The organism is Bradyrhizobium sp. USDA 4538 (assembly GCF_024171045.1).
Lineage (GTDB): Bacteria > Pseudomonadota > Alphaproteobacteria > Rhizobiales > Xanthobacteraceae > Bradyrhizobium > Bradyrhizobium australafricanum.
Genome location: NZ_JALJZE010000001.1, coordinates 3,165,842 through 3,186,094, shown reverse-complemented (window position 1 = coordinate 3,186,094; position 20,253 = coordinate 3,165,842). Strand labels below are relative to the sequence as shown.

The window sequence follows — 20,253 nt, the reverse complement described above, 5'->3', positions numbered from 1 at the left end:
GCGAAGCAATCCATATCGCCACTTGCCGAGAAATGGATTGCTTCGTCGCTATGCTCCTCGCAATGACGCAGTCACTACTTTTGGTCAGGCGCGAATCCTTCGAGCATACCGTGGTATTTTTTCGCCGCGGGCGACGCGTAAGCACCGCGGCGCGACGTCGTCAGCTTGAGGCCGGCAAGCGCTTCCGCCTGCTTCACCGCGGCGGCCACGCCGTCGACCACGGGCACGCCGAATTGCACCGACAGCTCATGGGCAAGATCGGCCATGCCGGCGCAGCCGAGCACGATGGCGTCCGCGCCCTTGTCCAGTGCCCGCGCGATCTCGGCCCCCAGCTTGGCCTTGGCGCCCGAGCCCGGCTTCTCGAGATCGAGCACCGCGACGTCGCAGGCGGTGACCACCGCGCGGTCGGCAAAGCCGTAACGGCGCACCAGTTCCTCCAGCGGCACGATCGAGCGCGGCAGCGTGGTGACGATGCCGATGCGCTTGGCGATCTGTCCGGCGGTGACCAGCGCCGCCTCGCAGATGCCGACCACCGGATAGCGCGCAGCCGACCGCGCGGCATCCAGCCCGGTGTCGTCGAAGCATGCGACGATGCCGGCACCGACGTCGGGCGTCTTCAGCAGCGCCTCGATCAGCCCGGGCACGGCGAAGGCCTCGTCATAGAAGCCTTCGATCGAGGCCGGTCCCATCGCAGATGTGACGGCGACGATCTCGGTGCCCGGTGCGGCCACCGCCCGCGCGGCGGTCGCGATGGTCGCGGTCATCGACGCGGTGGTGTTGGGATTGACGATCAGGATCCTGGTCATGGGTGGAGAATAACATCCCTTTCGCGGCCAAGCGTAGCCCGGATGAGCCAACGGGTCGCGCGAACGCGCGCCCGATGACAGGCTCCGCAATATCCGGGACCGATCTCGCCCGCGGCATGCAGACCCCGGATGTCGCTTCGCTCATCCGGGCTACACACCTATGAATGCTTCGCCACCCAGCCCGCGAAGGCATCGAGCACCTCGGCCATCACCTCGCGGTCGTTGCGGCCGGAGCGCTTGAGGACATGGAAGGAGTGGTCGGCCTCCTGCACCAGATCCAGCGTCGCGCGATGACCCAACCCCTTCACCACGGGCTCGAGCAGGTCGAGTTCGGCCAGCGCATCGCGCGTGCCCTGCAGGAACAGCATCGGGACCTCGACCTCGGCGAGATGCCTGGCCCGCTCACTCGACGGCTTGCCGGCGGGATGCAGCGGAAAGCCGAGAAACACCAGCCCGCGCACGCCGGCGAGCGGCGCCTTGGCCTGTGCCTGCGAGGTCATGCGTCCGCCGAACGACTTGCCGCCGGCGAACAGCGGCAGTTCGCCGCAATGACGCGCGGCCTCCGCCACCGCGGCGCGCACCGTTGCCTGCGCGACGGCGGGCGGATCGGGCCGCTTGCTGCCCTTCTCCATGTAGGAAAACTGATAGCGCAATGTCGCGATGCCGCGCTCCGCCAGGCCCTCCGCAATCGCGGCCATCGAGGGATGCGTCATGCCGGCGCCGGCGCCATGGGCAAACACATAGGCGCTACGGGCCTGCGCCGGCCGCAACAGCAACGCGGACACCGTGCCGTGGTTCGAGACCGTGATCGTGAGCGGCTGCGCGCCTGACGTGTTCAAGATGACATCTCGAAGAATTGTTGCGCCGTTGTTTCTAGCCGCAGGCCTCGATGCGCGCAAATGCCGCCGCGGAGGGAACGCCGCAAGTGAACTGGCTCACAGCCAATCAACATTTCCGCTGTTAGACCAAGCGCCGCCACTGTAGGATGGCGCACATAGTATCACACGCTTAACGCGAATTCGTTTTTCGGCGAATTTTAACATCTGATCCATATCACGCGCGGGTACCGCGAACTGGGGGAACGGGGCATGCCTCGCAAGACGATATTCGTCATCGGACTGTTGATTGTCGCCGGCGTGCTCTATTTCAAGGACGATATCGAGACGGTGGCGAGCGGTTTCCGCGTCAAGGTCGTCGACTACCAGCCGCCGGCAAAGACGGTGTGGCTGGATCAGAATGTCAGCGCGGAGCGGCTGCGCTGGTTCTATCACGCCGACCAGGGCACACGGACCTTCGGCATTCCCCATGAATGGTTCATGGCGCTGGAGCAGCCGACGGTCTGGCCGCTGTTCACCGCGGCGCCGCGACTCAGCGAGACCAATTATCTCGGCCGCTTCGGCTTTATTCCCGACACGGTGATTCCGGGCAAACCCGATGCGCTGCCGATCGGCTTTTCGCAGGGCGGCCCGATGGCCGATGCCAACGGCGCGCCGTGGCGCAATCCGCACAGCAAGGCGGATATGACCGGCGTCGGCCTGACCTGCGCCGCCTGCCACACCGGCAGCTTCAGCTATCGCGGCACCGAGATCGTGATCGACGGTGGGCCGGCCAACACCAATCTGTTCGAATTCCAGAAGAGCGTCGGCGTCTCACTGCTGCTGACGCGGTTCTGGCCGGGCCGCTTCTCGCGCTTTGCCGACGAGATCCTCGGCAAGGATGCCAGCCTCGACGAACGCATGGCGCTGCGCGGCCAGCTCGACCTCGTGCTGAAGCAATACGCCAACATCAATTCGCTGGAGAACAAGGTCGCCGCCAACAGCGTCGAGGAAGGCTATGCGCGGCTCGACGCGCTGAACCGGATCGGCAACCAGGTGTTCTCGATCGACCTGAACAACCCGAACAACTACGCCTCGCATTCGGCGCCGGTGCATTTCCCGCGAATCTGGAACGCACCGTGGTTCAGCTGGGTGCAATATGACGGCTCGATCATGCAGCCGATGGTACGCAACGCCGGCGAGGCGCTCGGCGTCAGCGCCGAGCTCAACCTGCTCGACGAGTCCAAGGGGCTTTACAAATCGAGCGCGCGGATCGACGTGCTGCACGAGATGGAGCGGATGATCGCCGGCGAGCCGCCCAGCGAGGACAAGGGTTTTGGCGGACTTGCTTCGCCGAAATGGCCGGAGAACATCCTGCCGCCAATCAACATGGACCTCGCGAAGAAGGGCGGCGAGCTCTACAAGACGCATTGCCAGGGCTGTCACGGCCCGGCGATCGACAGCAAGGCGCTGCCCGCGAGCGAAGCCTTTGCGCTGTTCAAGGACAAGAGGCGCTGGACCAGGAACGAGGCCGGCCAGCCGCTGCTCGATGTCGAGATGATTCCGATCAGCCATATCGGTACCGACAGCGCGCAAGCCGAGGGCCTCGCGCACCGCACCGTCGAGACGCCGGCCAATCTGAACATCAAGGACAGCAGTTTCGGTCCTGCGCTCGGCGATCTCGTCGAGAAGACCGTCGACTATTGGTACGACCAGAACAAGACCCCGCCGGAAGATCGCAAGCGCATCAACGGCTACCGGCCGAACGAGATCCAGGCGCCGCTCGCCTACAAGGTCCGGCCGCTCAACGGCATCTGGGCGACCCCGCCGTATCTGCACAACGGCTCGGTCCCGACCATCTACGCACTGCTGTCGCCGGTGAAGGACCGTCCCGCGACCTTCTATCTCGGCGGCCGGGAGTATGATCCCAAGGATCTCGGCTACGTCTGGAAGGACAAGATCAGGAACGCCTTCCTGCTCGACACCACCAAGCGCGGCAACGGCAATTCCGGACACGAATTCTCCAACGAGAAGCGCACCGGCGTGATCGGGCCGGAGCTGAAGGAAGATGAACGCCGCGCCCTGATCGAGTTCATCAAGACGCTGTAGGCCCCCGAAGGGACTGCGCCCCCTCTCCCGCTTGCGGGGGAATCGCATATAGAAAAATCTGTCGGGCAGCGTCCTCGCGGCCATCCTTCGAGACGCCGCTGCGCGGCTCCTCAGAGTCTGACTCATAAGTCACCCAACCTTACCAGCAGCGGCAAGTCTGCGGGTCAGGAGCCTGATGTGTGCAATCAGCAGCCAGGCAGCTTCGGTTGCCACCGTCGCCTCGAAGTCCTTGGCGAGGCGGCGGCATCTGCCGAACCAAGCGAATGTGCGTTCAACCACCCACCGCCTCGGCAGAAGCTGGAAGCCTTTGACGCCTTGAGGCCGCTCGACGATCTCGACAGTCCATGGACCGCAGTCTGAGAGCGCGTCGAGGAGTTGATTTCCGCGGTAGATCCGGTCGGCAAAGACGTGGCGCAGCCGGGGGAAGTTCATCCGCACGTTCTTCAGCAGCGGTACGGCGCCATGGCAGTCCTGAACGTTGGCCGGATGAACATGAACCCCGAGGAGGAGGCCATTGGTATCCGTCACGATATGCCGCTTGCGGCCGTAGATGCGCTTGCCTGCATCGTAGCCGCGCGGTCCGCCAGCTTGGGTGGTCGGCGCACTTTGACTGTCGATCACGGCTGCCGTCGGCTTCGGTGTCCGTCCAAGCTTTTTTCGCGCCCGTCGGACAAGCACGCTGACAATCCTCTGCCACCGGCCTGTATCCCGCCATCTATAAAAATAGCCCTGCACCGTCGAATAGGGCGGGAACTCCTGCGGCAACGCCCGCCACTGGCAGCCGGTCGAAACGATATAGAGGATCGCTTCGATCACACGACGCAGCTCCGTCTTACGCGGCCGGCCGCGCCGGTTCGCTCGCGGCAACAGGCGTCTGATCAGCGCCCACTCCGCATCGGTCATATCGCTTGCATAACGCAGATCGTCCCGCCGATATTGCTCCCGAGTGATCTTGGTCCAGGGCATCGTGCTCTCCCTCGAATCTCTGCAAATCCGATGGAATCACACCCCACTGAGATCACTCACTCATTTTTCAGTCAGGCTCTCAGGATGACGGGTCTTGTTTTGCGGCACTCATGGTGAGGAGCGCCGCTTGCGGCGCGTCTCGAACCACGAGGCCGAGTTACCTCCGTAGCCGCTGAAGGTCATATGCGATTGCCCTACCCGCAAGCGGGAGAGGGAGCCGACTGCCGATGCAGCGGCTGTCCTTCAACTCCTCGGCACCGGCTGCCGGCGCGCCGGGCGGGTCATGGCCTCGAGCTCGAGGAGCTGGTTGAGCTGCGCTTCGGTCAGCAGTTTTTCCTCCAGCACGATGTCGGCGACCGAGCGGTTCTCCTTGAGCGCACGGCGCGCCACGCGCGATGAGGCCTCGTAGCCGAGCGACGGCGCCAGCGCCGTGATCAGGCCGATCGAGCCCTGCACCAGGTTGCGGCAGCGCTCGCGATCGGCCTCGATGCCGTCGACACAGCGCTTGGTCAGCGTATCGACCGCCGCCGTCAGCATGCGCAGCGAGCTCAAGACGCAATAGCCGATGGTCGGCTCGAACGCGTTGAGCTGCAACTGGCCGCCTTCGGCGCACATCGTGACCGTGAGGTCGTGCCCGATCACCAGGAAAGCCACCTGGTTGACCACCTCGGGAATGACGGGATTGACCTTGCCGGGCATGATCGACGAGCCGGCCTGCACCGCGGGCAGGCGGATTTCGCCGATGCCGGTGCGCGGTCCGGACGACAACAGCCGCAGGTCGTTGCAGATCTTTGAGAGCTTGACCGCGACGCGCTTGAGCACGCCGGAGAACAGCACGAAGGCGCCGAGATCGGACGTCGCCTCGATCAGGTTGGAGGCCAGCACCATCGGCTGGCCGGACAGCCGCGACAATTCCTCGACTGCGAGCGCCGCATAGCGCGGATCGGCATTGATGCCGGTGCCGATCGCGGTGGCGCCGAGATTGACCTCGCGGAACAGCGCGGAAATCTCGTTCAGGCGCGCGACATCCTCCTTCACGGTCACGTGGAAGGCGTCGAATTCCTGGCCGAGCGTCATCGGCACCGCATCCTGAAGCTGGGTGCGCCCCATCTTCAACACGTCGGCGAACTCCACCGCCTTGCCCTTGAGGGAGTAGGCGAGATCGTCCAGTGCGCGCACCAGCGGCTGGGTGGCGAAGATCACCGCGAGCCGCAGCGCGGTCGGATAGGCGTCGTTGGTCGACTGCGCCATGTTGACGTCGTCGTTCGGATGCAGCGCGTGATAGTCACCCGGCTTGCGCCCCATCAGCCGCAGCGCGACGTTGGCGATCACCTCATTGGCGTTCATGTTGGTCGACGTGCCGGCACCGCCCTGGATCGCGTCGACGACGAAGGATTCGGCATAGACCTTTTCGGTCGCAATCTGGGTGCAGGCCGCCTCGATCGCATCCGCCTTCTCGGGTGCGAGATAGCCGAGCCGCTTGTTGGCGCGCGCTGCGGCCTGCTTCACCAGCGCCAGCGCGCGGACGAATTCCGGGAAGTGCCCGACCGGCACGCCGGTGATCGGAAAGTTCATCACCGCGCGCTTGGTGTGAATGCCCCACAGCGCATTGGCCGGCACGTCGTCCTCGCCGAGCAGATCGTGCTCGGTGCGGGACTGCGCCTGCTCGATCGGCACGGTGCGGACGGTCGCGACCGCGAGGTGGCTGGGGCCGCCGCTCTCGCCGGAGGGGGACGCGGCAGCTGCAGTGTTGGCGGTCTCAACCTTCGATTCGGCCATGGTACCTCCGTTACCTCTCGCAGATCTTGTCGTCAGCGACGCCGGCGATGATGCGCCCGGCGGGCGTCGAAAGCCAATGCCTATCGGCAGAGTCTTGCACACCGGTGAGCGGAGGGACGCGGAAAAGCAGCATTGGCGCGCGCCGAACCGGGAGATTAAGGGCTTTGCCTTATCCGTCATGATAATAACAACTTATAGCTCGATATCGCGGCTCGCTTCGCGACCGATGCGGCTGCTTTCTCCGCCCCGTCGTCGCGTGCTAGACGAGCATCGACTGGCGCAAGGGCGCCGCCGACACTGAACGAACCAAGGACCAAAGCCGTGTCCAACAATAACGAAGCGATCACCATCAAATTCCGCTGCCCCGCGGAGCTCGAGGGCAAGATTCCGCCGCCGATGCCTGCGTCGTTGGGGCTTCCCGGATGGCTCAAAGCGATGCCGACGCAGGCCTTCAATACGATGAGCAATCGCGAAGAGGATACCGTCAAGCGCTGCCCGCCATTCGTCGATGCGATGACATCGGGTTTCCTGTTGCCGCTGATCTGCGATCTCAAGGTCGAGAATGGCGCGATCACCTGGGACAACGAGCTTCCGGCCGGCGGCGCGCTCGAATTCCCGCGCTCGCCGGTCGGCTTCCACGACGAAAGCCAGGTGGTCGGCTCGCCGCTGTTCGAGCCCGACCGCTTCGTCATCAAGTTCGTCAATCTGTGGACCATCGAGGCGCCGCCGGGCTACTCGCTGTTCTTCACGCACCCGGTCAACCGGTTCGACCTGCCGTTCACCACGCTGACCGGCATGGTCGATTGCGATCTGTTTCACGACAGCTGGGTTCATTTCCCGGCACGCTGGCACGACACCAGTTTCAACGGCGTATTGCCCAAGGGCACGCCGGTTGCGCAGTGCTTCCCGGTGAAGCGCGAAAACTGGGTCGCGCAGACCGCGGCGATGACGCCGGATGAAACATCGCGCGCCCAGGAACTGACCAACAGGATGGCCCGCGAGTCCGGACTCTATCGGCGCCAATTCCGGACGTAGAGCGGGCGCGCGAAGCTCCGCTGCGGCCTCCTCCATCATTGCGAGCTACCCGATGGGAGGCTCGGCATCCACCGCCGTCGTCCTGGCTTTCGCCCATAGGCGCTAAAATAGGATTTGCGCCTTGGATTCGCTTGTGATTCCAAGATGGAATGGCACACGAATCGCTTGTGAACAAAGATTGGGCGCGCGTTGTCGCCCGACTTGGCGGAGCCGAGGCTCTGAACATTAGCGCGCGCAAGACGAAGGCGTTTGTCCGTCCGCGGGAGATCAGCAATGCGGTCGACTTGCTGCGCCTGATCTTGGCTTATTGCCTTGGTGAGAAAGGGCTGCGGTTGACGGCGGCATGGGCCACGTCGGTTGGGCTTGTCGATATCTCCAACGTGGCTCTGTTGTATCGCTTACGTCAGTGCGGAGATTGGCTGGCAATCTTGGTCGAGCAGGCGCTTGCCGCCGCGGCGCCGAAGGCGAGCCGCGGTCGTCTGATCCGTATTGTTGACGCCACGACGGTCCCCAAGGCTGGGACGAGCGGCAGGAACAAGAACGCAGTGTGGCGTATCCATAGCGCGTTCGATCTTCCGCAGGAGCGCTTTGGTCACTTCGAACTGACCGATCAGCGAGCGGGCGAGACGCTGGATCGGATACCGGCGGTTGCCGGTGAGATCCGTCTTGCCGATCGCGCCTATCTGCAACCGGAGCGCATGGCGCATCTCGTCGATGCCGATGCGGACTTCGTGATCCGGGCCGGCTGGAAGAGCGCGCGCTGGCTCGATGCCGAAGGTAATCTTGTTGACCTCACTGCCGAACTGCGCAACGCCTCGGCGCGTGGCCTGATCGATCGGCCGATTTGGATAAAGCGCAAGTCAGGTGCGCCGCCGCTCGCAGTGCGTCTGGTTGCCGCGAAGAAGCCGGCGCAAGCTGCTGCGGCTGCGCGACGCAAGGCGCGCCGGACTGCACAAAAGGGAGGTCATCAGCTCTCCAGGCAAACACTTGACGCCGCAGATTGGGTGATCCTGGTGACCTCACTCAGGCCAGAGGACTTCACGACTGCAGATATCCTCGCCCTCTATCGGCTGCGATGGCGCATTGAGCTCGGCTTCAAGCGGCTGAAAAGCCTGATTGGCCTGAAGGGACCTCCCGGAACCGACGAGCGGTCCGCCAGACCCCATATCCTCGCTCATCTGCTGATCATTCTATTGCTCGAGCCGCTCGTCGACGAACTCGAAGACTCTCCCCGCTTGGCCGACGCCGCCTGACCCACCCAGTGACGTGGCGTCTGCTGCGCCAGCTCGTAGCTTCGCTACGGCAAGCGATCATTCCACAGCCCGCAATCGCTCTACTCTGCAGAGCCAGTCACGCTCTCCGGCGACATCTACGCGAGCCACCCAGACATAAGCGCCACTATCAGACTATGATCAAACTATCTTAGCGCCTATGGGCGAAAGCCAGGACCCATATGTGGACGGCCCCCGTGGCACAAGAGCTGTTTGGTGAGATCGGATCGCTTGCATCCATATGTCCGGCCTGTTGGGTGCGATCGAATGGATCGCTGGCCAAGATGGTTTGCGCGATGCGAGTTCCAAACAACCACGCGGCCTGTTGGCAGCCGATGGGTCCTGCGGACTGTCTCGCATCGTTGCTCGATCGATCGCTCCATCTGCTCTTGCAGCTCCGGTCGGCCGGCGAGCGAGCCCGCCGGCTAATCGATTAGGCGGCGGCTGTCATGGGATTCATCCGTGCCGCCTCGTAACTCTCGCCCGTTGCCATCAGCTTCCAGGCGATACGGGCCACTTTGTTGGCGAGCGCCACGGCCGCAAGCTTCGGCGGCTTGCGCTTGATCAGGGCCAGCAGCCAGCGCGAGTGATGACCGCGTCCCCCGCCTGGCCTGCTGGATCACCGCTGTGGCCCCGACCACCAGCAGACGGCGCAAGTTCTCATCGCCAGCCCGCGTGATCTTGCCAAGCCTGGTCTTGCCAGCGGTGGAGTGGTCCTTGGGTGTCAATCCCAGCCAGGCCGCAAAATGACGACCAGAACGGAACGTGCGCGGATCAGGTGTCTTCATCACCAGCGCGGTTGCAACGATCGGACCGACCGAGGGGATCTGAGCCAAGCGCCGGCCCGTGGCATCGGCGCGGTGCCAGGCCATCAGCTTGGCCTCAACCGCCTCCAACTCACCCTCGAGCCTGACGCGCTCCCGGCCCAGCACCACAAACAGCTCGCGCGCCAGAACCGGAAGCGTCTCGTCCTGCGCAATCCGCACCAGCAGTGGTTCGATCGCGTCCAGTCCCTTGGGGGCGATCAGGCCATACTCCGCCGCGTGGCCGCGTATCGTATTGGTCAGCTGGGTGCGCCGGACGATCAATCCGTCGCGGACACCCATCAGCATCAGCGCGGCCTGCTGCTCGGCCGTCTTCACCGGCACGAAGCGCATGCTCGGCCGGCTCATCGCTTCACACAGGCCTTCTGCATCCCGCCCGTCATTCTTGTTCCGCATCACGTAGGGTTTGACCAATTGCGGTGCCATCAGCTTCACCTCGTGACCGAGCTTGGAAAGCTGACGCGCCCAATGTTGCGAAGCCCCGCAGGCCTCCATCCCGATCACAGTCGGCGGCAATTTGGCGAAGAACTCCAGCACTTGTTTGCGCGACAGCTTCTTGCGCAGCACCACCTGCTCCGCCGCATCAACCCCATGCAGCACAAAAATATACTTCGACGTATCAATCCCAATGCGGATAATCTGGTTCACGGACGGCTCCCTTGTATGAGATCTAGACAACCTCATTCTGGCACACTGATGCCGTAGGGGGCCGTCCACACCATCAACCACCGTCTTCGGTGATGAGCGGGATCGCGGCCCGGTGTCGCTCAACAATCGAGACTTGGGGTAATGGGTCCCCTGAGTTCACAAACGAAGTGCAACACTTCCTTGAGGAGGTGTTGCCATGGGGCGGACTTACAAGCAGCTCTCTCTGGACGACCGATGCGAGATTGCCTGCCTATCGGCCAATGGCAGCTCGGTCCGGCAAATCGCGGCAGCTCTGGATCGCTCGCCATCAACGATCTCGCGGGAACTGAGGCGCAATCGGGGGAGCCAGGTCGGCTACAAGCCGAGCTATGCCCAGCACCAGATGCGAGCGCGGCGCTGGACGGGCGGACGCCTCGAACGGGAGCCCGGCCTGCGCCGCGCGGTGTTGCAACGCCTTCGCCGCGGCTGGTCGCCCGAGCAGGTCGCTGGCCGGCTGGCCCGCGAGTGCGGGCGCAAGGTGATCTCCCACGAGACCATCTACCGCTTCATCTATGGCCAACTCAGGCGCACCACGGACTTCAACTGGCGGCGCTATCTGCCGCGCGCCAAGAGCAAGCGCGGCTGCCGCGGCAAGCGGGGCGGCAGCCCCGCAAGCTTCATCGAAGGCCGTGTATCCTTGGCAAATCGGCCGCTCGAAGCGGCCGACCGCAGCGTGCCCGGACACTGGGAGGCCGACCTGATGATGTTCTCGAAATACGGTCAGGCCGTGCTGACCGTGCACGAGCGCACCTCGCGGCTGCTGCTCGGCATCCGCCTTGCCAGCAAGGTCGCGCGCGGTGTCGCCCGCCATCTCGTGGGCTTCTTCGCGCCCCTTCCACAAGAGCTGCGCCAGAGCGTTACCTTCGACAACGGCACCGAGTTCGCCGGTCACCTGGCGCTGCACCGCCTCTCGATCGCGACCTTCTTCTGCGATCCCCATGCCCCCTGGCAGAAGGGTGGCATCGAGAACGCCATCGGCAGGATGCGCCGCTTTATTCCCCGCAAGACGGATCTCGTAACCCTCTCGACCGCCAGGTTCCGCCAGTTCATCGCCGCCTACAACAACACCCCGCGCAAATGCCTTGACTACCGCACGCCTGCCGAGTCCTTTGCTCAAGTGTTGCACTTCGAATGTGAATCCACCTCCCGGCTTTCGCCGGGACGACGAGGGGAGAGATTGCGCTGCATCCCCGTCACCCTGAGGAGGCCGCGAAGCGGCCGTCTCGAAGGGTCGACGGCCACCAGCCGAGCCGTACATCCTTCGAGACGCGCTACGCGCTCCTCCAGCGACAAAGGCGAAGCCTTTGCGCGGGGATGACGGGTTCGGAGATGTTCCCCGCCTACACCTTCACCATGCGCTTGCCGCGGTTTTCGCCGGCGAGCAGGCCGATCAGCGCCTGCGGCGTGTTCTCTATCCCGTTGATGACGTCCTCCTGCACCTTGAGTTTGCCCGAGGCGACCCAGGACTGCAGGTCGGCGAGTGCGGCGTCGCGCTGGTCCATGTAGTCCATCACGATGAAGCCCTGCATGATCAGCCGCTTCACCACGATCAGGCCGGGCACGCCGCGCGGGCCGTGCGCGGAGGGGACGCCGTCATATTGCGAGATCGCGCCGCAGCAGGCGATGCGGCCGCGATTGTTCATCTGCGCCAGGCAGGCTTCCAGAATGTCGCCGCCGACATTGTCGAAATAGACGTCGATGCCCTTGGGCGCGGCCGCGCGCAGCGCCTTGTAGGTGGCGCCGTCCTTGTAGTCGACCGCGGCGTCGAAGCCGAGCTCGCTGGTCAGCCAATGGCACTTGTCCTTGCCGCCGGCGATGCCGACGACGCGGCAGCCCTTGATCCCGGCGATCTGGCCGACGATCGAGCCGACCGAGCCCGCGGCCGCCGACACCACCACGGTCTCGCCTTCCCTGGGCTTGCCGACATGGAGCAGGCCGAAATAGGCGGTCAGGCCGGCAACGCCGTAGACGCTGAGCAGATGCGTCATCGGCTCGAGCTTCGGCATCTTCGCCAGATGCTTGGCGGGCACGGCGGCATAATCCTGCCAGCCGGTGTCGCCGAACACGATATCGCCGGGCTTCAGGCTAGAATCCTTCGACGAGATCACCTCGGCGATGCTGCCGCCGGCCATCACGGTGTTGGCTTCCACCGCAGCGCGGTACGTGGCGCCGTGCATCCAGGCGCGGTTGGCGGCATCGAGCGAGATGTAGCGCGTCCGCACCAGCGCCTCGCCGTCCTTCGGCGTGGGGATCGTCCCCGTGGTCAGACGAAAATGCTCGGGGCCAAGCTTGCCGGTCGGCTTTTCAACAAGCAGGATCTGGCGATTGACGGTGTCGTTCATTGGCGGTGTCTCCCCCTTTGCCTTCCCTTGGCGTTGGTCGTTTCGCATGCAATTGACTGCGACGCGCGCAGCGCCTTGCACAGATTGTGCGCTGCATGAACGCTAGTCCGCGCGCTGGCATTCCACAACGGGAACGTTTCGGCAAAGTCGCGCTGGACGCGAAGCGTGTTGCGTAGCTGCGCAAATCTGCCACACTTGCCCTCCGCCGGGAACTGACGGGGGTAAGAGAATGTCCAGCAGGTTTACGCAGTATATCCTGATTGCGATGGTCCTTGGCATCGCGATGGGGACGATTGTCTTCAACTACTTTCCTGACAGCCGTGCCGAGATCGCAGCAGACGTCAACCTGATCGCGATGCTGTTCCTGCGTCTGATCAAGATGATCATCGCGCCGCTGGTTTTCGCGACCCTCGTCGGCGGCATCGCCCATATGGGAAGCGGCGCCAAGCTCGGCCGCATCTTTGCCAAGACCATGGGCTGGTTCGTCTCCGCCTCCTTCGTCTCGCTGCTGCTCGGCCTCGTGATGGTCAACCTGCTGCAGCCCGGCGCCAACTTCCCCGGCACGCTGCCCGACAAGGCGCAGTCGACCGGACTGCCGGTGTCGGCGTTCTCGATCGAAAAATTCCTCACCCATCTGATCCCGACCTCGATCGCGGACGCGATGGCGCAGAACGAGATCCTGCAGATCGTCGTGTTCGCGGTGTTCTTCGCGGTTGCGCTCGGTGCGATGCCTGAACGGGCCAAGCCGATCATGAGCCTGATCGACGACCTCGCGCACATCATGCTCAAGGTCACCGGCTATGTGATGCTGTTCGCGCCGCTCGCGGTGTGGGCCGCGATCATGGCGACCGTCTCGAAGAACGGCCTCGGCGTGCTCTGGAAGCTCATCGTCTTCATGGGCGGCTTCTATCTCTCGCTCCTGATCCTGTGGGGCATCCTGGTCGTCGTCGGGTTCATCGTGATCGGGCCACGCTACAGCCATCTCTTGCGGCTGATCCGCGAGCCGCTGATGATCGCGTTCTCGACCGCCTCGTCGGAGGCGGCCTATCCGAAGACGCTGGAGGGGCTGAACAGGTTCGGCGCCTCCTCGCGCATCTCGGCCTTCGTGCTGCCGCTCGGCTATTCCTTCAATCTCGACGGCACGATGATGTACTGCACCTTCGCGAGCATCTTCATCGCGCAGACCTACCACATCGAGATGTCGGTCGGCACGCAGCTCGCGATGCTGGCGACGCTGATGATCACCTCGAAGGGCGTTGCCGGCGTGCCGCGCGCCTCGCTGGTGGTGATCGCCTCGACGCTGGCGCAGTTCAACATCCCCGAGGCGGGCCTGCTGATGATCATGGGCATCGACACCTTCCTCGACATGGGCCGCAGCGCCACCAACGTGATCGGCAACTCGCTGGCGACCGCCGTGGTCGCGAAGTGGGAGGGCGAGCTGAAGGCCGAGCACGAGCTCGGGCCCGACGACGCGGTGCCGCAGGATGCGGTGCCGGGCGCCGTGATGGCCGGCCATTGAGGGGAGGGATGCATGCATCGCGCCCGCTGGAGGCCGATACGGGCTGAGGCGCCTCTCCTGTCGACACGCCTGCTGTCAGCTTGTCTGCTGGCGGCAAGCCTGTTCGCCGCACCGGCGTCCGCACAGCCGGCGGGCGAGGGGCTCAGCCCCACGCTCGCCAACATCAAGGCCACGCACACGGTGCGGATCGGCTATCGCGAAAGTTCGCCGCCGTTCTCGTTCCTCGATCACTCCAACCGGCCGATCGGCTACAGCCTCGAGCTGTGCGATGCGATCGTCGAGGAGATCGGGACCGAGGTCGACGACGCCAATCTCAAGGTCGACTACGTCAAGGTCACCTCCGACGACCGCATTCCGGCGGTCGTCGACAAGAAGATCGACCTGGAATGCGGCTCGACCACGGCGAATGCCGAGCGCGGCAGGCAGGTCGCATTCTCGCCGCTGATGTTCGTGGCCGGTACCAAGCTGATGGTGCCGAAGGCCTCCGGCGTCACCCAGGTTGCCGACCTGAAGGGCAAGACGGTGGTAGTAACCAAGGGCACCACCAACGAGCAGGCGATGCACAATGTCGACGCCAAGCAAAAGCTCGGCCTCAACATCGTCACCGCACCGGACCACGAGCAGTCCTACCAGATGCTGGTGGACGGCAAGGCGGATGCGTTCGCGACCGACGACATCCTGCTCTACGGCCTGATCGCGCGGCACAAGTCGCAGGACAAATTCCGCGTCACCGGCGACTACCTGTCCTACGATCCCTACGGCATCATGTACCGCAAGGGCGAGCCGCAGATGAAGGACGTGGTCGAGCGTGCGTTCCGCAGGCTGGCCTCGAACCGCGACATCGTCCCGCTCTACAACAAATGGTTCGTCGCCCGGCTGCCGACCGGCGAGAAGCTGAACGTCGCGCTGTCACCGCAGCTCGAAGAGGCCTTCAAGGCGCTCGACGATTCACCGGGCGGGTCGAACTAGCCGCGAATTTCGGCCTCTCCCCTCGCGGGAGAGGTCTGAATTCCAGCGCGACTTCGCTCACCGCCAATAGCGGCGCGACAAATCCAGGCACTGCCGGACCCAGTATCCGTTCACGTGGATCAACTGGCACGTGCTCGGAGGCGGCTCCTTGATGATTGGGTAGCCGTGGATGTCGATATTCGTCGGGGCCGTGACGCCACGCCAAAACACCGCGTTGGCGGCCGGAGGATTGAAGGCGGCGGCGAACGCCGCCAGTGCGACGAAGCTCAAAAGAAGTTTGCGCATAATCTGTTTCCGGATCAATCAATGCACGGAAGCGTACTCCCTTGCGCAGGATGAGCAAGGCGCCGAATCGATTAAAATGACGGCCAGAACTTCGGTGCCGGCTGCACCGCCGCCCCCGCGTCAGCCGCCGCGAACCGCCATGCATGCGAGGGCAACGATGCCGACCGCTGTCAAAACAACCATGACCTGGAAAACCGCGCGCCCAAGAATCGCTCCCATCAAAGCTCCGTCGATCCGGCGGGATCTTCCTTCGAGTGTCCACGCGCCGCGATCTCTGGAGCATCATCGGCAGGCAAGATTCGGCTGTTGAAGTCTGCGAGCTCGTTGCTTCACCAGCTAATGTCGTTCGGCGACAAGTCGATCGACCTGTTGCTTCAGCTCTGCTTCCATTTCGGAAATGACGTCGTGCGGCAGGCGAGCGCGAAGCGGATCGGTCGTCTCGTGCTGCATCCTGGGCTGCTTGGCGAGCGCGGGTCGTTTAAGCGCCTGATCCTCGATCCATCGTCGAGAGGACGCATAGCCTGTCGCGCCGGCCGTCACGTCAGTCCCGTAGGGTTCGCAAGGATCCTGATCCGGCTGCACCGCGTTCTTCATGAGCTCTGCCTCCTGGCACTATCTCGCAAGAATTCACTTGCTCAGGCCCGAACCATTCGGCTCGTCCGGCTCGTCGCCCATCAATGACGCTGAAACCTGCAAAGTTGTTCCGCACGGAACCTGCAAAGGTCTGCCGGAGCAGTCCCTCATGAAGCGGGAACCAGAACCATAAACATCCTCGTTCGTTAACTCTGGTTGATCGTTCGGAGGTCGCCATGGCTTACGCGAGACCAATTCGTCAAATAGCAATTGTGGTCGAAGACGACACGATCCAGCGCGACATGATTGCGCTGTTGTTGGAAGAAGGCCATTTCGACGTCATCCAGTGCGAGGACGCCGAGACGGCAGCGCTGGCCATCAAGATGCGTCATCCGTCGCTGGTGGTCACGGACATCAAGCTCACGGGCAAAATGGATGGCGTCGAGCTTGCACGCTTGGCCGTCGATTGCGACCCGGGCGTGCGCGTTATGGTCATCTCGGGCCGGCCCCCGGACAGCGCGCTGCCTGAGGGCGTCAAGTTTTTCGAGAAGCCGGTTTATCCACCCATGCTGCTGCGAGAGCTGGCGTCGTAGATCTCGCCGATGGGTGGCCCATGCAAGACGATCCCGAAATCGATTGGCACCGGGAGCAGATTGCGAAGAACCGGGAACTGATCGCGGAATTGCAATCCGGAAATACGGCGGGGGCTGACGTGTTCCCAGAGACGCAAGCCGAGATCGATCGTCTCACGGCACAGATCGAGCAATCGGAATTGATCGTCGCCGCCTATGAAAAGGAGCACCCGCAAGACTGATCGGGCGCTCACAGTGCAGGATCGCGCCGGCGAGCCCGCGTCGTCGGGCAGGGAAACGCTACGCGAACACTTCGTCCAGCGCCGCCGAATACGCTGCCTCGACCAGCGCCGGATGCCGGCGCCCCAACGCTTCCATCTTCACCCCGGAGTTCACCTCGAGGATTTTCCACGCGCCATCCGTGCGCACGACGTCGATCGAGGCGAAGCGGATGCCGACGGTTTGCGCGGCCTTGATCGCGAGCGCGACGCAGGCCTCGCGCATTGCGTCATCGGCGAGCAGCACGGGCTCCGCGCCGGCATCGAGGTTGTGCCGCCAGTTCAGCAGAAGCCGTTCGCCGGCGGACGGAACGGCGTCGAGCGCGGCGGCATCGAAATCCTCGGTGATGGTCTTGAGTTGCTCGGCCGTCGCGCTCGCCTGCGCCAGCGCGCGCAGCGACTGGATGCCGTCGCCAGTCACCGACGGGCGCGCCTTGCCGTAGACGATCAGCGCGCGCGCATCGAGCAGCACGACGCGCACCTCGTCCACGATCTCGACATAGGGCGAGATGGCGAGACTTGGATGTGCGGCAAGGACGCGCGCGACCGCGGTCTCCAATTGCGCCCGCGTCGTCACGCGGAACACGAGCTCGCCGGAGGTCCCCTCATTGGGTTTGACGACGAGCCCCTGCGGATGCTGCTCGAGCAGACGCTGCATCGCGTCCAGCGAGTCCGATCCCGGGATGTGCTTGCTGAGCTTCGCGCCCAAAAACAGCGTATGCGGAATGACGGGGACGCCGGCTGATGCCAGCACGTCCGCGCAGGCCGATTTGTCGTCGGCGACCTGATGCGCGACCGCGCTGTTCAGCCCGACGTCGTAGCCGATCGCGAGCCGCCGCGCGTTGCCCTTGGTCATGGTGACCAGCCAGCCGCCGGACCGCACCTCGACGGCAATCGCGTGCGCCAAACAATATTTTTTGATGGTTTCCAGGAAGATTCGCTGGCTGATCAGGACCACGAGATCATTTTCCCTTCACCGCGGTTTTCGTAGCAATTAATTGCCAGATCGATGCCGATCTCAGCAAGTAAATTACGTGCAGCGCCACGTGTTAACGATGACGTCGTTGAACCTCTGCGCGAAATCGAACGACTGCCATTCTGAGATCGCAATTGCACGCCAGTTGATCTTGACTATCTCCTGCATTGGCGCAATGGACACGCGAGATCTTCAGTGATTTCGGCCACTTCCGCGCCGTCGCGAGCCGTCTAGAAATCAAACCATTCTAATTCTGGTCAGTCGAGAAAACGAAAACCCATGAGCGCGTTCTATCGAGAGAAAGTTCTTTCCGTTCAGCACTGGACCGATACGCTTTTCAGCTTCCGGGCGACCCGCGATTCCGGTTTCCGCTTCCAGAACGGGCAGTTTGCCATGATCGGCCTCGAGGTCGACGGCAGGCCGCTGCTGCGCGCCTATTCGATGGCGAGCGCCAATCACGAGGAAGAGCTCGAGTTCTTCTCGATCAAGGTGCAGGACGGCCCGCTCACCTCCAAGCTGCAGAAGATCCGCGAGGGCGACACCATCCTGGTCGGCCGCAAGGCGACCGGCACGCTGATCACCGACAACCTGATTCCCGGCAAGCGGCTGATGCTGCTGTCGACCGGCACCGGCCTCGCGCCGTTCGCCAGCCTGATCAAGGACCCCGAGGTCTATGATCGCTACGATCAGATCCTGCTGGTGCATGGCTGCCGCCAGGTCTCCGAGCTCGCCTATGGCGAGGAGCTGGTCGCCAAGCTGCGCGACGACGAACTGTTCGGGCCGCTGCTGTCCGAGAAGCTCTCATACTATCCGACCGTGACGCGCGAGCCGTTCCGCAACCGCGGCCGCATCACCGATCTGATCACCTCCAACCAGCTGTTCAGCGACCTGCATCAGGGCCCGCTCGACATCGAGACCGACCGCATCATGATGTGCGGCAGCCCGGCGATGCTGGAAGAGCTGAAGCAGCTGTTCGAGACGCGCGGCTTCAAGGAAGGCAGCGGCAACACCCCCGGTCACTTCGTGATCGAGAAGGCGTTCGTCGAGCGTTAAGGCCTCGAGCATTAAGATTGTCGTCCTGGCGAAAGCCAGGACCCATATGTGGACGGCCCCCGTGGCACAAGAGCTGTTTGGTGAGATCGGATCGCTTGCATCCATATGTCCGGCCTGTTGGGTGCGATCGAATGGATCGCTGGCCAAGATGGTTTGCGCGATGCGAGTTCCAAACAACCACGCGGCCTGTTGGCGGCCGATGGGTCCTGCGGACTGTCTCGCATCGTTGCTCGATCGATCGCTCCATCTGCTCTTGCAGCTCCGGTCGGCCGGCGAGCGAGCCCGCCGGCTAATCGATTAGGCGGCGGCTGTCATGGGATTCATCCGTGCCGCCTCGTAACTCTCGCCCGTTGCCATCAGCTTCCAGGCGATACGGGCCACTTTGTTGGCGAGCGCCACGGCCGCAAGCTTCGGCGGCTTGCGCTTGATCAGGGCCAGCAGCCAGCGCGAGTGATGACCGCGTCCCCGCCTGGCCTGCTGGATCACCGCTGTGGCCCCGACCACCAGCAGACGGCGCAAGTTCTCATCGCCAGCCCGCGTGATCTTGCCAAGCCTGGTCTTGCCAGCGGTGGAGTGGTCCTTGGGTGTCAATCCCAGCCAGGCCGCAAAATGACGACCAGAACGGAACGTGCGCGGATCAGGTGTCTTCATCACCAGCGCGGTTGCAACGATCGGACCGACCGAGGGGATCTGAGCCAAGCGCCGGCCCGTGGCATCGGCGCGGTGCCAGGCCATCAGCTTGGCCTCAACCGCCTCCAACTCACCCTCGAGCCTGACGCGCTCCCGGCCCAGCACCACAAACAGCTCGCGCGCCAGAACCGGAAGCGTCTCGTCCTGCGCAATCCGCACCAGCAGGGGTTCGATCGCGTCCAGTCCCTTGGGGGCGATCAGGCCATACTCCGCCGCGTGGCCGCGTATCGTATTGGTCAGCTGGGTGCGCCGGACGATCAATCCGTCGCGGACACCCATCAGCATCAGCGCGGCCTGCTGCTCGGCCGTCTTCACCGGCACGAAGCGCATGCTCGGCCGGCTCATCGCTTCACACAGGCCTTCTGCATCCCGCCCGTCATTCTTGTTCCGCATCACGTAGGGTTTGACCAATTGCGGTGCCATCAGCTTCACCTCGTGACCGAGCTTGGAAAGCTGACGCGCCCAATGTTGCGAAGCCCCGCAGGCCTCCATCCCGATCACAGTCGGCGGCAATTTGGCGAAGAACTCCAGCACTTGTTTGCGCGACAGCTTCTTGCGCAGCACCACCTGCTCCGCCGCATCAACCCCATGCAGCACAAAAATATACTTCGACGTATCAATCCCAATGCGGATAATCTGGTTCACGGACGGCTCCCTTGTATGAGATCTAGACAACCTCATTCTGGCACACTGATGCCGTAGGG

General features: G+C 63.6%; 18 protein-coding genes and 1 pseudogene. 9 read left to right on the top strand and 10 right to left on the bottom strand.

The annotated features are described in order from the left end of the window. Positions 1–74: 74 nt before the first annotated feature. A complete protein-coding gene (locus J2R78_RS14300; RefSeq protein WP_253605078.1) occupies positions 75–806 on the bottom strand; it encodes an aspartate/glutamate racemase family protein in 732 nt (243 codons plus the stop codon). Between the two features lie 158 nt (positions 807–964). Then, positions 965–1,645 (bottom strand): alpha/beta family hydrolase, encoded by a 681-nt coding sequence (locus J2R78_RS14295; RefSeq protein WP_253605077.1) that lies wholly within the window; start codon positions 1,643–1,645, stop codon positions 965–967. A 249-nt stretch (positions 1,646–1,894) separates the two neighbouring features. Here J2R78_RS14295 and J2R78_RS14290 point away from each other — a divergent pair, with 249 nt between their 5' ends. After that, a complete protein-coding gene (locus tag J2R78_RS14290; protein WP_168858708.1) occupies positions 1,895–3,730 on the top strand; it encodes a cytochrome c in 1,836 nt (611 codons plus the stop codon). A gap of 129 nt (positions 3,731–3,859) precedes the next feature. On the opposite strand, the gene J2R78_RS14285 is transcribed toward J2R78_RS14290, so the two are convergent. Next, the gene (locus tag J2R78_RS14285) at positions 3,860–4,696 is read right to left on the bottom strand and encodes an IS5 family transposase (RefSeq protein WP_253605076.1); all 837 of its coding nucleotides are present in this window, start codon (positions 4,694–4,696) and stop codon (positions 3,860–3,862) included. A gap of 243 nt (positions 4,697–4,939) precedes the next feature. Further along, the gene (locus J2R78_RS14280) at positions 4,940–6,475 is read right to left on the bottom strand and encodes an aspartate ammonia-lyase (protein WP_253605075.1); all 1,536 of its coding nucleotides are present in this window, start codon (positions 6,473–6,475) and stop codon (positions 4,940–4,942) included. A gap of 321 nt (positions 6,476–6,796) precedes the next feature. Between J2R78_RS14280 and J2R78_RS14275 the strand changes: the two genes are divergently transcribed. Both J2R78_RS14275 and J2R78_RS14270 read left to right on the top strand, forming a co-directional pair. Then, a complete protein-coding gene (locus J2R78_RS14275; RefSeq protein WP_253605074.1) occupies positions 6,797–7,510 on the top strand; it encodes a hypothetical protein in 714 nt (237 codons plus the stop codon). A 167-nt stretch (positions 7,511–7,677) separates the two neighbouring features. Then, positions 7,678–8,763 carry an IS4 family transposase gene (locus J2R78_RS14270; RefSeq protein WP_253604643.1) on the top strand — a complete coding sequence of 362 codons (1,086 nt, stop codon included), beginning with the start codon at positions 7,678–7,680 and terminating at the stop codon, positions 8,761–8,763. A gap of 451 nt (positions 8,764–9,214) precedes the next feature. On the opposite strand, the pseudogene J2R78_RS14265 reads toward J2R78_RS14270, so the two are convergent. Next, positions 9,215–10,253 (bottom strand): annotated as a pseudogene (locus J2R78_RS14265) (IS110 family transposase). Positions 10,254–10,449: 196 nt separating this feature from the next. Between J2R78_RS14265 and J2R78_RS14260 the strand changes: the two are divergent. Next, positions 10,450–11,610: an IS30 family transposase gene (locus J2R78_RS14260; RefSeq protein ID WP_253605072.1), complete on the top strand. Its 1,161-nt coding sequence runs from the start codon at positions 10,450–10,452 to the stop codon at positions 11,608–11,610. Positions 11,611–11,632: 22 nt separating this feature from the next. Here J2R78_RS14260 and J2R78_RS14255 read toward each other — a convergent pair whose 3' ends face one another. Further along, complete coding sequence (locus J2R78_RS14255) at positions 11,633–12,634, bottom strand: NADP-dependent oxidoreductase (protein WP_253605070.1); 1,002 nt, start codon at positions 12,632–12,634, stop codon at positions 11,633–11,635. A 229-nt stretch (positions 12,635–12,863) separates the two neighbouring features. On the opposite strand from J2R78_RS14255, the gene J2R78_RS14250 reads away from it, so the two are divergent. Both J2R78_RS14250 and J2R78_RS14245 read left to right on the top strand, forming a co-directional pair. Then, the gene (locus tag J2R78_RS14250; RefSeq protein WP_028336266.1) at positions 12,864–14,153 is read left to right on the top strand and encodes a dicarboxylate/amino acid:cation symporter; all 1,290 of its coding nucleotides are present in this window, start codon (positions 12,864–12,866) and stop codon (positions 14,151–14,153) included. Positions 14,154–14,165: 12 nt separating this feature from the next. Beyond that, positions 14,166–15,122: an amino acid ABC transporter substrate-binding protein gene (locus tag J2R78_RS14245; RefSeq protein ID WP_253605069.1), complete on the top strand. Its 957-nt coding sequence runs from the start codon at positions 14,166–14,168 to the stop codon at positions 15,120–15,122. A 57-nt stretch (positions 15,123–15,179) separates the two neighbouring features. On the opposite strand, the gene J2R78_RS14240 is transcribed toward J2R78_RS14245, so the two are convergent. Beyond that, the gene (locus J2R78_RS14240) at positions 15,180–15,407 is read right to left on the bottom strand and encodes a hypothetical protein (protein ID WP_028337614.1); all 228 of its coding nucleotides are present in this window, start codon (positions 15,405–15,407) and stop codon (positions 15,180–15,182) included. 336 nt (positions 15,408–15,743) lie between these two features. Then, on the bottom strand, positions 15,744–16,001 hold the full coding sequence (locus tag J2R78_RS14235) for a hypothetical protein (RefSeq protein ID WP_253605068.1): 258 nt from the start codon (positions 15,999–16,001) through the stop codon (positions 15,744–15,746). A gap of 215 nt (positions 16,002–16,216) precedes the next feature. Here J2R78_RS14235 and J2R78_RS14230 point away from each other — a divergent pair, with 215 nt between their 5' ends. After that, on the top strand, positions 16,217–16,573 hold the full coding sequence (locus J2R78_RS14230; protein WP_253605067.1) for a response regulator: 357 nt from the start codon (positions 16,217–16,219) through the stop codon (positions 16,571–16,573). 20 nt (positions 16,574–16,593) lie between these two features. Beyond that, entirely contained in the window at positions 16,594–16,794 is a 201-nt protein-coding gene (locus tag J2R78_RS14225; RefSeq protein ID WP_076832724.1) for a hypothetical protein, read from the top strand. A gap of 58 nt (positions 16,795–16,852) precedes the next feature. Here J2R78_RS14225 and J2R78_RS14220 read toward each other — a convergent pair whose 3' ends face one another. Next, positions 16,853–17,788, bottom strand: coding sequence for a RimK family alpha-L-glutamate ligase (locus J2R78_RS14220; RefSeq protein WP_253605066.1), 936 nt, complete (start codon positions 17,786–17,788; stop codon positions 16,853–16,855). A 297-nt stretch (positions 17,789–18,085) separates the two neighbouring features. Between J2R78_RS14220 and J2R78_RS14215 the strand changes: the two genes are divergently transcribed. Next, entirely contained in the window at positions 18,086–18,859 is a 774-nt protein-coding gene (locus J2R78_RS14215) for a ferredoxin--NADP reductase (protein WP_076832718.1), read from the top strand. Between the two features lie 297 nt (positions 18,860–19,156). Here J2R78_RS14215 and J2R78_RS14210 read toward each other — a convergent pair whose 3' ends face one another. Continuing rightward, positions 19,157–20,194, bottom strand: coding sequence for an IS110 family transposase (locus tag J2R78_RS14210; protein ID WP_253605065.1), 1,038 nt, complete (start codon positions 20,192–20,194; stop codon positions 19,157–19,159). Between the last annotated feature and the right edge of the window lie 59 nt (positions 20,195–20,253).